This window comes from Alphaproteobacteria bacterium 33-17, from assembly GCA_001897445.1.
Classification (GTDB): domain Bacteria; phylum Pseudomonadota; class Alphaproteobacteria; order Rickettsiales; family 33-17; genus 33-17.
Genome location: MKSX01000016.1, coordinates 26519 through 45074 on the forward strand (window position 1 = coordinate 26519; position 18556 = coordinate 45074).

Annotated in this window: 18 protein-coding genes, 2 tRNA genes and 1 pseudogene; 10 read left to right on the forward strand and 11 right to left on the reverse strand. The window is 33.5% G+C overall.

Translation table 11 applies throughout. The features are described 5' to 3' along the window. Positions 1–84: 84 nt before the first annotated feature. Complete coding sequence (locus BGO27_01025) at positions 85–1242, forward strand: hypothetical protein (protein ID OJV14057.1); 1158 nt, start codon at positions 85–87, stop codon at positions 1240–1242. Positions 1243–1278: 36 nt separating this feature from the next. Here BGO27_01025 and BGO27_01030 read toward each other — a convergent pair whose 3' ends face one another. The 4 genes from BGO27_01030 to BGO27_01045 form a co-directional block, all read right to left on the reverse strand. Then, positions 1279–1956: a di-trans,poly-cis-decaprenylcistransferase gene (locus BGO27_01030; protein OJV14058.1), complete on the reverse strand. Its 678-nt coding sequence runs from the start codon at positions 1954–1956 to the stop codon at positions 1279–1281. Positions 1957–2003: 47 nt separating this feature from the next. Beyond that, the gene (locus BGO27_01035; protein ID OJV14059.1) at positions 2004–2567 is read right to left on the reverse strand and encodes a ribosome recycling factor; all 564 of its coding nucleotides are present in this window, start codon (positions 2565–2567) and stop codon (positions 2004–2006) included. A 78-nt stretch (positions 2568–2645) separates the two neighbouring features. Continuing rightward, on the reverse strand, positions 2646–3875 hold the full coding sequence (locus tag BGO27_01040) for an ammonia channel protein (GenBank protein ID OJV14140.1): 1230 nt from the start codon (positions 3873–3875) through the stop codon (positions 2646–2648). Between the two features lie 230 nt (positions 3876–4105). Further along, positions 4106–4180, reverse strand: a tRNA-Lys gene (locus BGO27_01045). 148 nt (positions 4181–4328) lie between these two features. Between BGO27_01045 and BGO27_01050 the strand changes: the two genes are divergently transcribed. Together BGO27_01050 and BGO27_01055 are read left to right on the forward strand one after the other, a co-directional pair. Continuing rightward, the gene (locus tag BGO27_01050) at positions 4329–5036 is read left to right on the forward strand and encodes a hypothetical protein (protein ID OJV14060.1); all 708 of its coding nucleotides are present in this window, start codon (positions 4329–4331) and stop codon (positions 5034–5036) included. A 34-nt stretch (positions 5037–5070) separates the two neighbouring features. Beyond that, positions 5071–6369, forward strand: a complete 1299-nt coding sequence (locus BGO27_01055) for a citrate (Si)-synthase (protein OJV14061.1) — start codon at positions 5071–5073, stop codon at positions 6367–6369. 129 nt (positions 6370–6498) lie between these two features. On the opposite strand, the gene BGO27_01060 is transcribed toward BGO27_01055, so the two are convergent. From BGO27_01060 to BGO27_01070, 3 genes are all read right to left on the reverse strand, one after another. Next, positions 6499–7395 (reverse strand): hypothetical protein, encoded by an 897-nt coding sequence (locus BGO27_01060; protein ID OJV14062.1) that lies wholly within the window; start codon positions 7393–7395, stop codon positions 6499–6501. 83 nt (positions 7396–7478) lie between these two features. Next, positions 7479–8357 (reverse strand): hypothetical protein, encoded by an 879-nt coding sequence (locus tag BGO27_01065; GenBank protein ID OJV14063.1) that lies wholly within the window; start codon positions 8355–8357, stop codon positions 7479–7481. A 14-nt stretch (positions 8358–8371) separates the two neighbouring features. Then, positions 8372–8447, reverse strand: a tRNA-Met gene (locus BGO27_01070). A gap of 158 nt (positions 8448–8605) precedes the next feature. Between BGO27_01070 and BGO27_01075 the strand changes: the two genes are divergently transcribed. From BGO27_01075 to BGO27_01090, 4 genes are all read left to right on the forward strand, one after another. Continuing rightward, on the forward strand, positions 8606–10183 hold the full coding sequence (locus BGO27_01075) for a hypothetical protein (GenBank protein ID OJV14064.1): 1578 nt from the start codon (positions 8606–8608) through the stop codon (positions 10181–10183). Positions 10184–10191: 8 nt separating this feature from the next. Continuing rightward, on the forward strand, positions 10192–10422 hold the full coding sequence (locus tag BGO27_01080; protein OJV14065.1) for a hypothetical protein: 231 nt from the start codon (positions 10192–10194) through the stop codon (positions 10420–10422). A 9-nt stretch (positions 10423–10431) separates the two neighbouring features. After that, on the forward strand, positions 10432–11502 hold the full coding sequence (locus BGO27_01085) for a hypothetical protein (GenBank protein ID OJV14066.1): 1071 nt from the start codon (positions 10432–10434) through the stop codon (positions 11500–11502). Positions 11503–11706: 204 nt separating this feature from the next. Then, entirely contained in the window at positions 11707–12165 is a 459-nt protein-coding gene (locus BGO27_01090) for a hypothetical protein (GenBank protein ID OJV14067.1), read from the forward strand. On the opposite strand, the gene BGO27_01095 is transcribed toward BGO27_01090, so the two are convergent. Genes BGO27_01095 through BGO27_01105 form a run of 3 tightly spaced genes read right to left on the reverse strand, consistent with a single transcriptional unit; the run spans position 12160 to position 14141 of the window. Further along, positions 12160–12825, reverse strand: a complete 666-nt coding sequence (locus BGO27_01095; GenBank protein OJV14068.1) for a hypothetical protein — start codon at positions 12823–12825, stop codon at positions 12160–12162. The two genes, BGO27_01090 and BGO27_01095, sit on opposite strands and share 6 nt — an antisense overlap. Positions 12826–12831: 6 nt before the next feature. Beyond that, positions 12832–13149 carry a thioredoxin gene (locus BGO27_01100; protein OJV14069.1) on the reverse strand — a complete coding sequence of 106 codons (318 nt, stop codon included), beginning with the start codon at positions 13147–13149 and terminating at the stop codon, positions 12832–12834. Positions 13150–13202: 53 nt separating this feature from the next. Further along, positions 13203–14141 (reverse strand): [acyl-carrier-protein] S-malonyltransferase, encoded by a 939-nt coding sequence (locus BGO27_01105; protein ID OJV14070.1) that lies wholly within the window; start codon positions 14139–14141, stop codon positions 13203–13205. A gap of 104 nt (positions 14142–14245) precedes the next feature. Here BGO27_01105 and BGO27_01110 point away from each other — a divergent pair, with 104 nt between their 5' ends. The 3 genes and pseudogenes from BGO27_01110 to BGO27_01120 all read left to right on the forward strand — a co-directional run bounded on the left by BGO27_01110 (position 14246) and on the right by BGO27_01120 (position 17744). Continuing rightward, entirely contained in the window at positions 14246–16144 is a 1899-nt protein-coding gene (locus tag BGO27_01110) for a hypothetical protein (GenBank protein OJV14071.1), read from the forward strand. A 273-nt stretch (positions 16145–16417) separates the two neighbouring features. Beyond that, a pseudogene (locus BGO27_01115) lies at positions 16418–17086 on the forward strand (DNA-binding response regulator). A gap of 256 nt (positions 17087–17342) precedes the next feature. Beyond that, positions 17343–17744 (forward strand): hypothetical protein, encoded by a 402-nt coding sequence (locus BGO27_01120; protein ID OJV14072.1) that lies wholly within the window; start codon positions 17343–17345, stop codon positions 17742–17744. A gap of 70 nt (positions 17745–17814) precedes the next feature. On the opposite strand, the gene BGO27_01125 is transcribed toward BGO27_01120, so the two are convergent. Continuing rightward, the gene (locus BGO27_01125; GenBank protein ID OJV14073.1) at positions 17815–18492 is read right to left on the reverse strand and encodes a hypothetical protein; all 678 of its coding nucleotides are present in this window, start codon (positions 18490–18492) and stop codon (positions 17815–17817) included. Between the last annotated feature and the right edge of the window lie 64 nt (positions 18493–18556).

Genomic DNA, 18556 nt, shown 5'->3' on the forward strand with positions numbered 1-18556 from the left:
TTAATATATAATTAGTAAATATCTTGACAAAATACTAACAAAATGTTAATATGTTAATGATTAATTTTAATAAGTGATTGTATTATGGCTCTTACACGTAAAATAGACTGGGAAAAAATAAAAAAAACAGCTCCTGTGGAAATTTTGAGCTTACTCGGTTCATTATTTGCTTATAAATATGCGGCTTATATTCTTGGTAGCCCGTTACTTACAGCATCTGTAGTTGGTATAGGTTATTATGGGATTAAAAAAATAAAAGATAATAATCCTGCTTTAGGTGAATACTTCCATAGACCTAAATTACTGACATTTTTAGCGATGGGATTAGTAATAGCTAATGCAGCTATTCCGGCTTTAGCAATTTTAGGTCCTGCGGCTTATAAGTTCTCTGCGGTACTAGCGCTTGGCTCAACGCTATATTCATTTGGTGCTACTAAGTTGTTGCAAAACGTATCAGATATGTTTGGACTTTATTACATTGAATCTAAGCTTATTGCTGCTGCCGTTGCAGGTGTTGCAGCATTTGCGCTTCTATCGCTGCCAATTCCAGCTTTATTTGCAGCAACAGCGGGTGTTGCATCAAGATTATTTGTTAATCTAACAGTTGGTCATACATTAACGCAGCTTGCGGTTGGTTATTTTAAGTTGCCAGATTATATAAGAACAGTAAGACAATCTTGGGAAGGATTCTTTAGCTTAAAATCGTGGAAGGGTGTAGCAAAAGCATCAGGTAAATTTTTAATGTATCAGGTTGGAGCTTTCTTAGCACTTGAGACATTTAGTAGTACGATGCACGTTATGGGGAGCTTTATCGGAAGTAAAGTTGCGCCAAAATTTAGCGGGTTCGGTGACTTTCTTGTAAATACATTCTTATTTGGTGCGCAAACTCCTATTGAGTGGGTGGCTAAAGGAGGAGTAAAATATGGTTTGCCTCTGTTATTAGCACCAGTTACAAGCTTCATGGGTATAGGAATACCAGTATACGGAGTAATTGCACTTGCTGCAGCTTCAGTGCTGTCCATGAGATCATATAAACAAGAAGCTGGATTTGAAAAAGCTGAGATTAAGCCAGACGGAACAGTTGATGAAAAAAACATTTATCAAGATTATGTTCAGGAACAGTCTAATAAATGGGGTTTAGTACGTAAAGCTGGTGAAAAATTATTAGATGTATCTGGTGGTTCATGGATCTTTAAAATTGAAGGTCAGTCGAATCCTCAAGGCTTTCAACAGCAACCATAAATACAATAATTAAAAAAGGCTCATAATGAGCCTTTTTTAAATTGCTTCTCTGGATCCAAATCTTCTGGTTCTTTGATTAAACTCTGTAACAATATTGCTTAAATCTTCCTTTGAAAAATCAGGCCATAAGGTATCTGTAAAAAACATTTCAGCATAAGAAATTTGCCATAAAAGAAAATTACTTACTCTGTAATCTCCGCCTGTTCTTATTAAAATATCTACATCAGGTAAATGGCTGGTATATAAATGTTTTTCAAACAAATTAGTGTCAATATCATCTATGGTAATTTGTTTATAGGCAGCCAGTTTTGCAATGCGTTTTGTAGCATTTACTATTTCATCACGAGCGCCATAACTTAGGGCAATATTTAGGTAAAGTCCTGTATTATCTTTAGTTTTATGAATAGCGGCAGCTATCATATTATTAATATCAGATGACAGCATTGATAAGTTACCAATTACTGCAAGTCTGATATTCATCTTATGTAGGGTATCAAGTTCGCTTTTAAGATAGTGCCTTAGTAAATCCATTAGGTCATTTACTTCTTGCTGTGGTCTATTCCAGTTTTCAGTAGAAAAAGCATAGACTGTAAGGTACTTTATGCCAAATTCAAGTGAATACTCACATACAGATCTTAGGTTTTTAGCTCCCCTTCTATGACCTTCAGCAGTAGGCAAAAAACGTTTTTTTGCCCATCTGCTATTTCCATCCATAATAATGGCGACATGTAAATCAGGGGAAACTATATTTGACACTTTAATTACATTGCAAGAATTTCTTTTTCTTTAGTAGAAACCTGACTATCTACGCCTTTTGTAAATTCGTCTGTAGCGTCTTGTACTTGTTTCTGATAGTTTTTATGTTGATCTTCACTAATAACTTTATCTTTTTCAAGCTTTTTAAATGCATCTAAAATATCGCGTCTAATGTTACGAGCCGCAACCTTAGCTTCTTCACCGTATTTATGTGCAACCTTTGCAAGTTCTTTTCTTCTTTCTTCTGTAAGTGGTGGCATAGGAAGTCTAATAAGCTGACCATCTGACATAGGGTTTAAACCAAGATCAGCGATAACGATAGCTTTTTCAACGGCTTTAACTAAACCTTTATCCCAAACCTGGACTACTAACATTCTAGGTTCAGGAGCAGAAACAGATGCCACTTGAGTAATATTTACTCTATCGCCATAAGCTTCAACCGCAACGCTATCTAGTAAGTTTGTTGAAGCTCTGCCAGTTCTTAAACCTTTAAGGTTATTTGAAAGTGTACCGTTTGCACCTTCCATACGTTTTTTAAGATCACTTATAATTGCAGATGGATCTAACATGTGTATTTCTCCGAGAATATATTTAGGTATATTTTAAGAGGACAATATCCTAAATAAGGCTCAGATGTCAAGACTTAGCTATAACCTATAACCTTCTTCACCAAGTTCTACTTTGTCAAGTCCACGTCTTTCTTCTAGCGGTGTTACCCTTAATCTTACAAAAGATTTAAGAACTGTAAGAATAATGAAAGTTGCTACTGCAGAGTATGCAATTACTATAAATGAAGATAAAATCTGATTTACAACAAGTTCCATATTGCCATGTATAAGACCATCCGCACCATTTGGATTTACAGCTTTACTTGCAAATATACCAGTTGCAATTGATCCCCAAAGACCTCCGATACCATGAATACCAAAAGCATCGAGTGAATCATCATAGCCAACTTTTGGTTTTACAATCATAACGCCCCAATAACAGAAAATAGAAGCAAAGAAACCAATTATAAGGGCGCTTGAGACCTCTACATATCCAGCTGCTGGTGTAACAGCAACAAGTCCTGCGATCACCCCGTTTATAATTCCAAGTGCATTAATTTTCTTTTCATGAATATAAGATATTGTAATCCAAGCAATTGCACCAGCTGCTGCTCCTGCATTTGTATTTAGCATCGCTATGATAGCGACCTGATTAATTGCAAGTTCGCTTCCTGCATTAAAACCAAACCAGCCAAACCATAATAAGCTACATCCTAATATAGTAATTGGAATATTATGTGCTTTAGCATCTGAACCAGATTGAGTTCTTTTGCCTATTACTAAAGCAGCAACTAAGCCTGCTATAGCAGCATTTAAATGTACTACAGCTCCGCCTGCAAAATCAAGAGGATGAAGTGCTTTATGTAACCAGCCATTTCCCCAAACCCAATGTGCAACAGGGGCATATACAAATATTATCCATAAAGCTGCAAATATCATAACAGGAATCATTCTTACTCTTTCTGCAAATGATCCAGTAATAATAGCTGAAGTTATTACGGCGAACATCCCTTGAAACATAACATATAAGTAGGTTGGGATTCCGCTTGATTCAGAATAAATGTCGTTAAGCGTTATATTGTTTAGCATAAAATTTCTTAAGTCGCCAAAATACCCGTTAATGCTTGTATCGCTAAATGCAATGCTATATCCGCAAATAATCCAAACCGCAGATACCACAGATAGTTTAATAAAACTATGCAAAATTGTAGAGACTACGTTTTTATTCCTCACCATACCACTATAAAAAAGTGCAAGCCCTGGGGTCATTATCATAACAAGTATTGATGATAAAAATATAAAAGCAGTATTTGCAGCGTTAAAATGCATATGCTCACTTGCGTAAGCAGACGAGGCAAGACCTATAATAGATAGCGCAGAAACTAAACCTACATACATTTTCATATAACATACCTAATATTTGTTTTTTGTTATAAAATTAATACTTTTTAAGTATGCCTAAATAAATTAATGGTGTAAATAAGTTTTTTATAAAAAAACTTTATAAATCAATAACTTAGAATGTAAAAATGTAAGGAATAATTTTCTGGAAGAGGAAGTGGTGTGCCCGGAGGGGTTCGAACCTTCGACCCTCTGATTAAAAGTCAGATGCTCTACCGCTGAGCTACGGGCACAAAATAGCTTGAATTTTTGCAATCAGCTAATATTGCTATGTTATGTCTTATAATTTATGTTTAGTCAAGGAATTTTTTTATAATTCTTTGATTTTAGTTATTGTGTGGTATAGAATGCACATAATTTTAAAGATTTATAGGCAAAAAAATGGATTTTAAAAATCAGTTACTTCATATGTACAAAGAGATGGGCGTAGATGAAGTAACAGGCGAGGGAGAAATGCTAATAGAAGAAGTAAAACAGGATATTAAGTCTAATCCTGTAGACTCTATAGATAATATTCAGGATTTATTTGAATATATAAATAAATTTGATGGTTGTAGCTTAAAAGAATTTGCAACAAATACTGTTATGTACGATGGCACGATTGGAGCAGAGATATTATTAATAGGAGAAGCACCTGGAGCGCAAGAGGATCTTGAAGGTAGACCATTTTGTGGTCAAAGCGGTCAATTGCTTGATCTTATGCTCAAATCTATTGGTCTTGATCGTAATAAAAACGTATTTATTACGAATAATGTTTTTTGGCGACCACCTGCAAACCGTAAGCCAACAGATGATGAGTTAGATATTTGCAGACCGATGCTTGAAAAAATTATTGCTCTAATAAATCCTAAAATAATTATAGCGGTAGGAAGTGTGGCAGCACAAAATCTTACGCAAAAAAATTATAATATGAATCAATTTAGGGAAAAACCATTTGAATATATTAATAAGTATTTAAAAGGACCAATTAAAACTTATACTATATTTCATCCTGCATACTTACTTAGGCAGCCTTCTCAAAAAAAGATTATGTGGTTTGATCTAATAAAAATTGAAAAAATTCTAAAAAATAGTAACATAAAAGTATAAATATAAATTTTTAGTATATTCAAGAGGGAATTTTATGTCGCAAAAAGCAACTATTACGTTACCAGATGGGAAGGTTATTGAACTTCCAATTTTAGAAGCTAAAAGTGGTCCGAATGTAATTGACGTTACAAAACTTTATAGTCAAAGTGGCTATTTTACATATGACCCTGGTTTTATGTCTACTGCTTCCTGTGATTCAGGTATTACTTTTATTGATGGTGATAAAGGTATTTTAAGACATAGGGGGTATCCAATTGAGGAACTTGCTGAGAAAAGTAATTTCATGGAAGTCTCTTATTTGCTTCTTAATGGAGAACTTCCAACCCATAATCAGTATGAAGAATATGTGAAAAAAATTAAAAAGCATACTATGATTCATGAGCAGTTACAGTTTTTATTCCGTGGTTTCCCAAGAAGATCGCATCCTATGGCTGTAATGGTTGGTGCCGTAGGTTCTTTATCTGCTTTCTACCATGATTGCTTAGATATTCATGAACCAGAAGAAAGGTTAAACGCAGCATATAGACTTATTGCAAAAATCCCAACACTTGCGGCTATGGCATATAAATATTCTATCGGTCAGCCATTTGTGTACCCAAAAAATGACTTAGATTATTCATCAAATTTCCTTCGTATGATGTTTGCGGTTCCTACTGAAGATTATCAGGTAAATGAAGTTCTTGGTAGAGCAATGGATAAAATCTTTATTTTACATGCTGATCATGAACAAAATGCTTCAACTTCAACGGTAAGACTTGCAGGTTCAAGTGGCGCTAACCCATTTGCTTGTATTGCATCTGGTATTGCATCCCTTTGGGGACCAGCACATGGTGGTGCGAACGAAGCAGTAATTAGAATGCTTGAGGAAATTGGTTCTGTGGACCGTATTCCTGAATTCATTGCTAAAGCTAAGGATAAAAATGATCCATTCAGACTTATGGGCTTTGGCCACAGGGTTTATAAAAACTATGACCCTAGAGCTGCGGTTCTTCGTAAAACATGTCATGAAGTACTTACTGCTCTTAACAGACAAAATGATACAATGCTGCAAATTGCTATGGAGCTTGAAAATATTGCGCTTCATGATCAATATTTTATTGATAAGAAACTTTATCCAAACGTAGATTTCTATTCAGGTATTATCTACAGAGCTATGAAAATCCCCCCCCAAATGTTTACTGTATTATTCGCAATTGCAAGAACAGCGGGCTGGGTGTCGCAGTGGAAAGAAATGATTGGTGATGAACATATGAAAATTGGCAGACCAAGACAACTTTATCTTGGTGAAGAAGTTAGAAATTATGTTGGCTTTGATCAAAGGAAAGAGAAATAGTTTGTAAATTTAAAGGCTTCTTAGTTATCAAGAAGCCTTTATTTTAGAGGTTCTTGTGCCTAATGCTAAAATCCTCAAGTTTTTTGCATGTAAGTTTATTAAATAAATCATAAGCAATAATTCATAAAATTATTGAATGCAAAATGGACTATTATTTTTCTGTGTATCTTTTAATTCTTCATTACTTGAGCTAGAGCTAGTAGAAGTTGGGCTTTCATAGTTGTAGTTTTTTGGTTGGATTACCTTACTTCTATAATTCTCTTCTAATTGAGCTATAAATTCTTCGTGTCCATGACTTGAGCCTTTAGTAATAAGTCTTGCCTTTGATTCTTCAAAAGCATTTTTAAACTCTGAGGTTTTAATAATGATTCTGATGAAAATTGGACTTAGGCTACTTTCATTTTTACGAAAACTTATTGAAATGCCACTATTTTCTATACGGTTTTTAATTTGTTTACAAGTCTCATCGTCAAGGGAACTTGATATAATACATTTACCAGAATCTCTATATTGCACCTCATTATAATCAAAGATATTTTTAATAGCATCTTCATATGACGTGGTTTCTAATAAGTTTAGCTCGAATTTTTCTAAGTTATAAAGTGACTTATGATACCAGCTTAATTTTTTGATTAAAATTTCCTGATAGTTATCCTGAGTAACATCAGGGTATTTTTTAACAAACTCTAGGTTTGCTTGAAAAGCATACATGACTAAAGCAAAAATTGAGGTCTGAAGCTTCGCGCTAAAAACGGTTTTGTTCAAATACAAGCTTCTATAGTTAAAAACTGAACATTTAGCTGAGTTATAGTTATATAAAAATCCGGCTACAATTTCTTCATTAATTTGATCTTCCTGAACTAAAAAGTACATAGATGTATCTTTGTCATCTAGGGTAAATTCAAATTCCTCACTTAATAAATGAGTTAAAGTTTCCGAGGCTATTTTAAATATGCTCGATTTTGATAAAGTTATTGAGGCTAAATGATGTTTAGTTGATTCTGGAAAGATAATTGAAGAAAGCATGATAGAAACCTATAACTATTAAGTATTAATAACTATTAATTGTTATAGTATTGGTTTTTAAAAAATCTAGTTAAATTAAGGATTTATTTCTTATTTTTAAAGAAAGACCATCTGTCATGTACCCAGAACCACTGCCATTTATTTTTATTTATAATTAAAGCGATTTCATCATTTAGGGTTTGTGCCAAAATTTTTGAGTCGGTTTCTTGTGGTAATATTACTTTGCTAGTTTCAAATGAGAATTTACTTTCGCCTTTTCTAATTCTTCTAACTGAAGCTATAATAATGGGTAAGTTATATTTTATAGAAAGTTCACTTGCGGCTGTTGCAGTCATGGCGTCATGATTAAAGAACTTAAGTTTTTCGCCATTATTCATTTTTTGATCGATAAGCATACACAAAATCAAGTTTTCTGGTGATTTTATGGCTTTAATCATATTTTTTGCGCCAACTACACCTTTATTAAATAGCCCTGTCGTATATTTGCTTCTAATGCTTGAGATTGCCTTATCTACAAAGCCATTGTTTGAGTGCCTGTAAACTAAGCTAAAAGGCATATTATGAATATTGCATAACTTTGGTCCTAACTCCCAATTTCCAAAATGACCTGATACTAAAATAACTTTTCCATATTTATCATATAGTTCTTGAAGTATTTTCATTTCAGTATTTTCAAATAAATCCAGAAATTCATTGTCAGATAAACTGTTCATCTTCATGAATTCACCAAAGTTCATACCTAAATGCATCCATACATCTTTAATTGTATGATGAATTTCAGAATCAGACATTTGTGGATATATAGTCTTTAGATTCATGAAAGCAATTTCGGATGATTTATGGAATTTTCCAATAAAAACAGCGATTTGACCCGTAATCTTAGCTGTAGTTTGTATTGAAAAGGGCGCAAGTATTATTTGAAATAATTTAAGGATTATATACTGAAAAAAATGAGAAATCATAATAATTTCGAAGGTGGTGGGCCCTGCAGGATTTGAACCTGCGACAGCTCCGTTATGAGCGGAGGGTTCTAACCACTGAACTAAGGACCCTTCTGTTGAACATGGAAAATATAATATCTAGTATTTGATAAATCAAGAATTATTTTGTAAAAAATCTATATTTATAAAAATTAAATTATTTACAATTTATGTAATATCAATATAGAATAAGATATGCTTAATAAATTAAAAACTTAAGGTTATGTATTATGCCGCGTACAAATAAACCAACAAATAATAGAGATTCCGAAGGAGAGGTTCAAGGCGCAGTTCAAAATAATGGCGCTACCCAAAATTATAAAGGCAAGTTATGGCTTAAAAATACGTCCAATGAAGTGGACCTTAATGAAAATGAGTACGGTAACTCTAACCTTACATTTTTAGACAAATTACTAGGATTCCTTAACCCTAACTTATATTCTGAAGCGCTTTCTACAGCTAAAGGCAAGAAAACTCAGGTTATTATTAATGATAAAGATGCAGCATTAGAAGCGCGGGACAATCTTGCAAGCGTTGGAAGAAAATTGACAATAACTGAAACTCAGCAGGGTGCAATTGCTTATGGCAAAAGAATAGATGCAATTTTAGAAATTATCGAAGCACCTGAGGGTATTACACTTAAGCCATCATCTACATTTTCAGGTATTTATACTATCCCAAGAGAAGACGCTATTGGTAATATTATAAGGGATGCAAGTGGGAAAGCTGTGGTTGATACCGTATTAATAAGAAGAGGTACCATTGTTGGCATGGTTATTTCAGATGAACCAAACAGCAGATCAAGGCTAAGTCCTCAATTCTTAAAATCAGCGGGTTATGAATCTTCTGTTGGCATGCCTTCAGCTCAAAAAGGTAGGGCAAGTAGCGCAGCTGTAAGCAATACAGGCATGGATAATGTGAATATACGAGGCGATGCTGATTCTACTAGTAAGGGTAAAGTAGGTGCTAAAGCTGCTTCTGGTCAGGCAACGGTAACAAAGAATCAGGCTGTAGCATCAAGTGCGCAAATAAATAATATGCCCTCTGCATCTAGGGGCATTAGTAATGGATCAGAATCAGGTCTGGAAGTCTTTGATGTTACAGGTAATTTAGGTGCAAATTCAGGCGGTAGATTAGGCGCTCAAACTCATACTTCAACTACATCTAAAGGAGCTGTGGCTCAATCTATAACTACTTCAGATGTATCTGGCAAAAAGCATTCGGGTAAAAAGGCTGAAGCAGGCGCACATATGGAAGGATTTGATGCTGGCGGATCATTATCAGCAAATAGCGGTGGTGGTAAAAAAGGAACCGGCATCAGGGCAAAAATTACCACTACTAAAGATATGTCAGCAGAAGGTCTTGCAGTTGAAGCATATAAGCTTTCTATGGGCATTAATGCGATGAAAGATGCTCTCTCTCAAAATAATACTACAACATCTTTCGAAAAAGATTCAAAAGCTCAAAAAGCAGAAATTACTGAAGGTAAAAAACCTCAAAAAGCAACTTCAAGTAAGGACAATAAGAGTGGTCTTGAAGGATTTGACGTAAAAGCTAGAATAAAAGAACTTAAAGAGCAGCTTAAAACTGAAAAATCTGTAAAAGGTAAGGCGAAACTCTTTGATGAGCTTAAGGAATTGTCTCAAAATGGTAATATGAGAGGCAGAAGAATAAATGCAACTCTTGCAGCTGAAGTTGACAGGGTGAAGGGTAGCTTACAAAAATTAGTGCAAGTTGTAAAAGATTCTGATATAAATGAAAAACCTGCAAAACAGAATAAAGGGAAAGGATCTCAAGAATTATCATAGGATATAAAATGGCGGCTCAACTTCCAAAAAAAATATTAGAAAGCCTAAAGCAGGCCGTAAGCAAATTTAGCCCTCAGGATAAGGATGCTATAAAGCAATATGGTCAGAAAATGGCAGGTACAGGAATGAGCTGGCAACCAGATCCTAACAGAGACTTTTTAAGTTTTGGGTATGGTAATGACAGAGGTCAGGTTCAGTCGGTAGATTCACAAGCTAAGAAAACACAACAAGCAAGATAATTAAATCAAGTGACAACAGAAATATTTATTGAAAAGCAAGGCTTTATGGGCGATGGTATTGGCTATATTAATGGTCAGAAAACTATAGTGCCGTTTGCAGCTAAGGGCGATACCTTAAAAGTCAAAATAATCAAACAAAACAGTAAGTTAATTCAGGCGGAAATTGTTGAAGTTGTAAGCCCTAGCCCTATGCGCGCTGTACCGCCTTGTAAGTATTTTGGTATATGCGGTGGCTGTGAAATGCAGCACTTAAATCAGGATTTATATATTCAAACCAAGCTTGAAGTGGTAAGGAATGCTATTAACAGAGCAGGTGGGCTGATAGAAAATATAGAATTTATAGATGTATCACCTAAATCTCGTCGTAAAGCCAAGTTTCATACTAAAAACGGTAAAATAGGTTTTTACAAAAGAAACTCAAAAGATATAGTTGAGATAAACTCATGTGAAGTTTTAAGTGACAAAATTATAGAAAAACTCAAATCTATTCGTAAGAATGGTGCAAGTACCGAGGTTATAGAGCTTGTAGAAGAAAATACTATTGATATTGCAGGTTTTAAGGTGCCTTATAATGGTTTTTTCCTTCAGGCATCACGTGATACTAATGAAATTATCGCCAACCTGATATTACCTACTCTAAATAATGATGATAAGATATCTGATTTATTTTCTGGTGTTGCTGCCTACAGCCTTTATTTATATAAACATGCTTTAAAATTTGATGCTTTTGATGGCGATGATAAAATTGATAATGTCATAAGCAGTTTAAAAGTTAATCATCAGATTGATAATATCAGATTTTTTACACGAGACCTTTTTAAAAGTCCTCTATCGCATAAAGAGCTTCCTAAATATGATTCTATCATTATCAATCCTCCTAAGAATGGTGCAGAACCACAGTTTATTGAAATTGCTAAGTCTAAAGTTAAAAACGTTCATATAGTATCTTGTAGTCCAATTAGTTTAGAGCGTGATCTACAGCATCTTGTTCAGGCTGGTTATAAAATTCAAAAAGCTGCTCTTATTGATCAGTTCAAATGGTCTTCACATTCAGAAGTTTATTTGCATCTTATACGTTAATATATTAACATTAGTTAATCCGTTAACTTAATTGAGATATTATTGATGAGTAAATTGCATGAATGTGTTCAGAAAAATGACTATACCGAGGTTTATAAGTTAATTTTAGAAAACGCAAATCTAAACGTGACGGATGTTTTTGGTCGTACCCCATTGTTTTGTGCTGTAATGAATAGGCAGTATAATATGATAGGTCTATTGTGCATGCATGGAGCTAAAGTTGATAGCATCGATAACTGGGGTATGACTGCTTTAGATTTAGCTATTGAATACAAAAGCAAAATAATGGTAACATTGCTGACTTCTTTAGGAGGCAAAAATTTATATGCATTATCATCATCTGACAATGAAATAGAAAAGTTTATTGAGGGAAATCAAAAAGATAACTTTAAAAAAGCTTATGAATATGTGAGACCCTATATGATATTGTTTAATAAAAATATGATAGAACAATATTATGATGGTTATTTGTCCAGAATTTCAGTTGATGGATTTAGAAATACTATAGATAATCAGAAAGAACAATTAAAAGACTTTTTAAAAACTCGTAAGTACTTATATAGCTGTGATGGAGATTGTAATATGAAAATGATTGATGACATTCAGGAAATGATTAATGAAAAACTTGAAGAGTTTCAAATGCGTAAATCTCTAACTTTATAAATAATCCAATATCAAAGGAAGCTTATACTGATCGTCATTTGCATTGCCAAAAGTAGCTTGTGGAAGAGAAGTTTTATTGTGAATGCCGTATATAATTGATTCTTCTATAATCTCAAGGCATTTTTCCAAATTGGAACTATTTGAAATCGTTCTAAATTCCATGCGTTTTATGCCTTCTTCGTTTTTTACAACTCTAATAGCAACTGATCTGTTATTACTACCCCAGCAAAGCTTAGTAGCTGTATGAATCGTACCTTTAATATATCTTGCCTTATCTTCTTCTGAAGGGTTAAAAATTTTCAGCATTTCTGGCATTCTTTCTAAACAACCTGCAAGCATATAATCGAATGTTTCATTGTCATGATTTTTCAGGCTAATGCTTATTTGAAGGGAGCTTGATGGTTCAGTTTCAAAAGGCTTGGTATTAAGTATACATTCTTGGTCAATAAGAAAATTGTAAATTTGATTATGTAATTTTATGAGTAAAAATTTATCAGCTATTGGGGGAAGGGCGATTTCATATTGGTTTTCACCATCTTCCTTTTTTAAATCAATAAAATTTAAAGAAAATTCGGCAGAAATCTGATTTAGATACTGCCGAATAACTTCAAAACTGGCATTTCCAAGGTAAAACTCTATTTCAATGCCATATATAAACATAGATTACTAAAGTTTAGAGTTAATCCAGTCAACTAATAGCGATTTTGGAAGAGCGCCAACTTTTGTATCATGAAGTTTGCCTTCTTTAAATACCATAAGTGTTGGAATTCCTCTTACGCCAAATTTTGTTGGTGTGTCTGGATTCTCGTCAATATTAACCTTAACAACTTTAAGCTTTCCATGCATATCTGCAGCAATGGATTCAATTACTGGAGTAAGTTGTCTGCAAGGGCCACACCATTCTGCCCAAAAGTCTACTAAAACTGGTTCCTTTGAATTTAAAACATCATCTTCAAACGATCCATCTGTAACTTCTAATACCATAATAAGTCTCCTATTTTTTTATCAAAATTAAATGAAATAATATTTTTCGTCAATTACATTGCAAGGAATGCTTCAATTTCTTCTGGTGTGCCAACATTTATTGTCTGAATTGTTGGTGCAACCCTTTTAATAATGCCTGAAAGCACTTTACCAGCACCTATTTCAATTACATGTGTAATACCATCGCTCTGAAGCTTAAGCACTGATTCCCTGAATCTTACTCTTCCTGACACCTGCTTTACTAATAAATCGCGCGCTAAGTTTGAATCGTTACAAATATCTGCGGTAACGTTAGCTATGATTGGAATAATCATATCGCCAAGCTGTTCTTTTGCTAAAGCTTCTTCCATAACTTTTTGGGCTGGTAACATAAGTTCACTATGAAATGCTGCGCTTACCGGGAGTTTTACTGATCTTTTGCCGATCTCTGTAGCTTTCGCAATGGCTAGCTCTAAACCTTCTAAATGACCACTTATCACAATTTGTCCTTCAGCGTTATCATTTGCTACCTGGCATATGTGACCCTGGCTTCTGCCATAAGATGCTATCATTTCAGCTGTTTCTATATCGCAGCCAAGTAATGCAACCATTCCGCTTGTGCCTTTTGGTGCTGCTTCCTGCATGGCTCTGCCTCTGATTCTGAGTAATCTTGCGCTTTGTTCTACTTTAAACATTTCAACTGCGGTGAGTGCGCTGTATTCCCCAAGAGAATGCCCAAATGCCAGAGATACTTTATTTTTTAAGTTATAACCCGCCTGTTTTTTAAGAATATTTATAACAGCCATAGAAACAGCCATTAAAGCGGGCTGCGCATTTTCTGTCATTGTTAGTTCTTCCTGAGTACCAGTAAAAATTAAATTTGATAGATTTTGTTTTAAAGCTTCGTTAGTTTCCTCAAATACTTCGCGAGCTTCACTAAAATTATCATATAAAGATTTTCCCATTCCAATAGACTGTGAACCCTGACCTGGGAAAGCAAATGCAATTTTCATTTAAACCTCTCTTCCTAAATAGCAAAATTTAGATTATAATATAAATTAGATCTCGAAAATGTATATAATATATCATGCTCAAAATTACCAGCTTAATTGTCCTAATGGGATTTTTGTCTTTGAATCAAGCCACTGCTGCTGATACAAATGCAAAAGCCTTAATAAATGCTTATAAAACAAATAACTGGTCTTATTTAACTAAAGTTTCAAAAACTTCTAAAAACTTAGAATACTCTCTTTTAAGCAAATGGCTATATGTAAAAGACTCTAAAAGTAATGCTTCATTTGAAGAAATTGCTAATTTTATTTTGAAATACCCTGATTTCCCTGAACATAAAAAGATAAATGCTTTAGCTGAAAGCAAGATGTCATACAACAGCGATCGTAAAATAGCTGAAAAATTTTGCAAAAGTATTACTCCATCACACGGTAATGCGCATAAAGTTTGTAATGTTTTGCATGCTAGTAACACTAAAGAAAATAGTAAAAAAATTATTTTTATTAAAAAAGCATGGGTAAATGGTGATTTTTCCAGTAAAGAAGAGCAGGAATTCATCCAAAAATATAGTAAAATATTACAAGAAAGTGATCATTATCAAAGAGTTATGAGACTACTTTGGCAAGATAAAACAACTGCTGCTAAAAACATATATAGTAAACTTTCAGCAAGTCATAAGGTTTTATATGATAATATTAAACAGATTAGAGCAAATAAACCGCCAAAAATTGCACCTGAACATTATAAAAACCCATTAGTTATATATAGTTTAATAAAGTTTTATAAAGAAAGAGGGCATACAGATAGAGTAGATGATTTGCTTATTCAGGCAGGAAAAAACGTTCCATATCCTGAAAAATGGATTGGTATTAGAAAGCTCAGAGCCAGAGAAGCAATTAATCTAAAAAATTATAAAGAAGCTTATAATATTATTAAAAATCATGGACTTACAGAAGGTGTAGATTTTGCTGATAGCGAGTGGTTAAGTGGTTGGCTTGCCCTAACATACTTAAAAGACTATAAAACTGCTAGTCAGCACTTTGCGCGTATGTATAACGGTGTAAAATATACTATGAGTAAGGTAAGGGCTGCATACTGGCTGGGTATGGCTTATAAAAAAGCGGGAAATAATGAAGAAAGCCATAAATGGTTTGAAGTGGCGGGACAACACCCTGAGCAGTTTTTTGGACAAATTGCATTATTTAAGCTAGGTAAGAAAAATTTTAGTTTACCTGCTGCTCCAAAAATCGATAAGGAATCTGCTTCTAGAGCAGAAGGTAATGTAAAATATAAAATAGCTAAAATACTACTTGGCGTTAAAGAGGGTGGGGTAGCAAAGCAATTTCTTAATTCATCAGTCAGGCATTCAAAGTCTAAAGCTGAAAGTTACATGTATGCTAAATTGCCATTAAGCTATAACTTGAAAAATATTACTGTTGAAGTTGCTAAAGAGGCGGCACAAAAAGGGCATTTATTTTACGATATTGGTTATCCAAGGATTAAACTTAATTTTAACCCATTAATTGAAAAAGCTATTATATTTGCAATTACAAGACAGGAAAGTAATTTTTACCAATATGCAAAAAGTTCAGCTAATGCTCTCGGTATGATGCAGCTTTTACCGTCTACGGCTAAGCAGAATGCAGCTCAGCTGGGAGTTCAGTACAGTTTGAAAAGCTTAACATCTGATCCTCTATATAATATGAACCTAGGTCAGTTTTATCTGCACAAGCTTTTAAATGCATACGATAGTAACCTTTATCTGACTTTTATGGGATACAACGCAGGAACAGGTAATGTAAGGAAATGGCTTAAAATGTTTGGAGATCCAAGTAAATTTACTGATTTAGATAAGGTTATAAACTGGATAGAATCCACTCCATTTAATGAAACTCGTAATTATGTGTACAGAATACTTGAAAATTTACAGGTTTATCGCTATATATTAAATTCCAAAAATGGCATTCAGCCAATTGAAATTCAAGAAGATTTGCTTAACTATTAATAATTGTTGCAAAATGGTAAAGTTTGCTATAATTTAATCTTGACTTTTAATCATTTTTTAGATATATTAGCTTTCTACATACAAAAAATACGCTCAAAAGAGTATTTTTAATAAAAAAATACAACTATTTGTAAAGTTTTAAAAATAAATGTTGATATTTTAAAACATGCGTTGTATTTATCATTTTTAAAAATATGTTGCCTAATTGGCAATAACGAAATACTTTTTTGTGTTCGTTACAAAAAATTAGAACTTTTAAAGGAGAAAGAATAAATGAGAGCTTTACTTATTGAAGACGATCCATCAACAGCCCGTTCAATTGAACTAATGTTAGATGCTGATAACATAAAGTGCGACATTGCAACTTTAGGTGAGGAAGGATCGCAGTTAGGAAAAGTATATGATTATGATATCATTATTCTAGACCTCATGCTTCCAGATATTAACGGGTATGAAGTGCTTTTAAGATTAAGAAGTAATAAAGTACAAACTCCTATTCTTATTCTTTCTGGTTTATCTGCTGCAGAACAAAAAGTAAAAGGTCTTGGTTTTGGTGCTGATGATTATGTTACAAAGCCATATGACAGAAGCGAATTATTAGCAAGAATTCATGCTATTGTACGTCGTTCAAAAGGTCATGCTGATTCTGTAATCAGATTTGACAAAGTTACAATCAACTTAGATACAAGATCTGTAGAAGTTGACGGAAATATTTTACATCTTACAGGTAAAGAGTACCAAATTATCGAGCTTTTAGCTATGCACAAAGGTACAACTCTTAAGAAAGAAGATTTCTTAGGTCACTTATACGGTGGTGTTGATGAGCCAGAATTAAAAATTATCGACGTATTTGTATGTAAGTTACGTAAGAAACTTGCTGATGCATCAGGTGGTTTAAATTATATTGAAACTGTTTGGGGTAGAGGCTACATGCTTAAAGAAAACCCTACACTTGTTGATAATAATGAAAGTGATGACATGGTAGCAGTTGATCCGGTTGGTTCAGAAGCTCCTGCTGGGAGACCTACTACTGTTGGTGCTCCTAGATAAGTCTATCACAAAGTAATAAAATAAAAAAGCGCCATAATAAAGGCGCTTTTTTTATTTTATATATAAAAAAAACAAATGAGAGTAGACAGTTAATTTTTTAACTATTATAATTAATTAGATGTACCAATTAATTAATCAAGGGGTTAATATGCCTAGCTCACATACATACCATATATTTGTTAGAGAAACTTTTTCCGAAACTGATCAGCGCATTGAAGTTATAGAGCAAAATACAGGTTTTAATTTAATTTTAGAGACTGCTGTAGAGAATTTGGAGGGAGCTATAGACTATGCGGCTGACGATTACTCAAACCCCTTAGAAGCTGCAATAAATATCATTTATGATAATTTTGATAAAAGCCGCGCAAAATTTACTATGGACTTTAATAGTGAGGTTCTTTTGTGTCAGGCATCTCGGATTGATAAGGATGTAATTGAGGCAATAGTAGAGATTCAGGAAAATATATCAGATCTAAAGTATAACTACAAATATACTCCAATATCTAATGGTGATACTGATGGTATTGCAGAGTGGGAATTTGTTATATAGTAAATATCGTAACTTTATATTTTAGTACTATAAAAATTATATATTACTAATAGCTAAACTTGAATACAGGTTATCTAAGACCTATAGCAAATTCAAGCTTACTTGCAATATCAAGTTCAACAAAATTCATAAGTTCGGGGTTAAACCAAATCTTCATAGGGAATTTTATATCTATAGATTCGCCTGGCTCTATATATTTTGCACCTGTATATGGGAAAATTTGTTTTACTAGTTCATTATTATTGCGATCTTTAATAGTAACCCTTAAAAATACAGCATCAACAGGCTTATTAGAGTCATTTATCATATTGCCACTAAACACAAGGAAATTACCGTTAGTAGTTAAGGTTTTCTGAATTGTAAGATCAGCAAACTTCATACTTGTAGTATTACTATAGCCTATAGAATCATAAAAACCTTCAAACTTAGCGGTAAGACCTAGATTATCTCTATAAAAAATAAGCATAGTAAAACTAAGCATTATAACGCCAATAAAGAAAAACACTATTTTTGGAATATATTGAATGATTAGTGCTTTTGTAGGAATTCCAAGCTTTCCTTCTCCTGGGTCTTTAATAAATTTATCAATGTTGATTTCTTCTTTTTTAGCCGTGGTAAATGAAAAGTCAGGATGTTCCTGATGCCACTCATTCTTACATTTACTGCATCTTACTTTTCTACCTCTTGGAGGTAAAATATTGTTATCTAAGCTAAATCTTGAAAAACATGAGGGGCAAGTAACAATCATGTGATTTTCCAATAAAAAATTTAATATTACCACGATTATATGATTATTTCTGGCAGCACGCAAT

Bases quoted from the DNA above. Each gene is read 5' to 3' on its own strand.
- BGO27_01025 (OJV14057.1), top strand. From the start codon at position 85: ATGGCTCTTACACGTAAAATAGACTGGGAAAAAATAAAAAAAACAGCT.
- BGO27_01030 (OJV14058.1), bottom strand. From the start codon at position 1,956: ATGGATGGAAATAGCAGATGGGCAAAAAAACGTTTTTTGCCTACTGCT.
- BGO27_01035 (OJV14059.1), bottom strand. From the start codon at position 2,567: ATGTTAGATCCATCTGCAATTATAAGTGATCTTAAAAAACGTATGGAA.
- BGO27_01040 (OJV14140.1), bottom strand. From the start codon at position 3,875: ATGCATTTTAACGCTGCAAATACTGCTTTTATATTTTTATCATCAATA.
- BGO27_01050 (OJV14060.1), top strand. From the start codon at position 4,329: ATGGATTTTAAAAATCAGTTACTTCATATGTACAAAGAGATGGGCGTA.
- BGO27_01055 (OJV14061.1), top strand. From the start codon at position 5,071: ATGTCGCAAAAAGCAACTATTACGTTACCAGATGGGAAGGTTATTGAA.
- BGO27_01060 (OJV14062.1), bottom strand. From the start codon at position 7,395: ATGCTTTCTTCAATTATCTTTCCAGAATCAACTAAACATCATTTAGCC.
- BGO27_01065 (OJV14063.1), bottom strand. From the start codon at position 8,357: ATGATTTCTCATTTTTTTCAGTATATAATCCTTAAATTATTTCAAATA.
- BGO27_01075 (OJV14064.1), top strand. From the start codon at position 8,606: ATGCCGCGTACAAATAAACCAACAAATAATAGAGATTCCGAAGGAGAG.
- BGO27_01080 (OJV14065.1), top strand. From the start codon at position 10,192: ATGGCGGCTCAACTTCCAAAAAAAATATTAGAAAGCCTAAAGCAGGCC.
- BGO27_01090 (OJV14067.1), top strand. From the start codon at position 11,707: ATGCATGGAGCTAAAGTTGATAGCATCGATAACTGGGGTATGACTGCT.
- BGO27_01095 (OJV14068.1), bottom strand. From the start codon at position 12,825: ATGTTTATATATGGCATTGAAATAGAGTTTTACCTTGGAAATGCCAGT.
- BGO27_01100 (OJV14069.1), bottom strand. From the start codon at position 13,149: ATGGTATTAGAAGTTACAGATGGATCGTTTGAAGATGATGTTTTAAAT.
- BGO27_01105 (OJV14070.1), bottom strand. From the start codon at position 14,141: ATGAAAATTGCATTTGCTTTCCCAGGTCAGGGTTCACAGTCTATTGGA.
- BGO27_01110 (OJV14071.1), top strand. From the start codon at position 14,246: ATGGGATTTTTGTCTTTGAATCAAGCCACTGCTGCTGATACAAATGCA.
- BGO27_01120 (OJV14072.1), top strand. From the start codon at position 17,343: ATGCCTAGCTCACATACATACCATATATTTGTTAGAGAAACTTTTTCC.
- BGO27_01125 (OJV14073.1), bottom strand. From the start codon at position 18,492: ATGATTGTTACTTGCCCCTCATGTTTTTCAAGATTTAGCTTAGATAAC.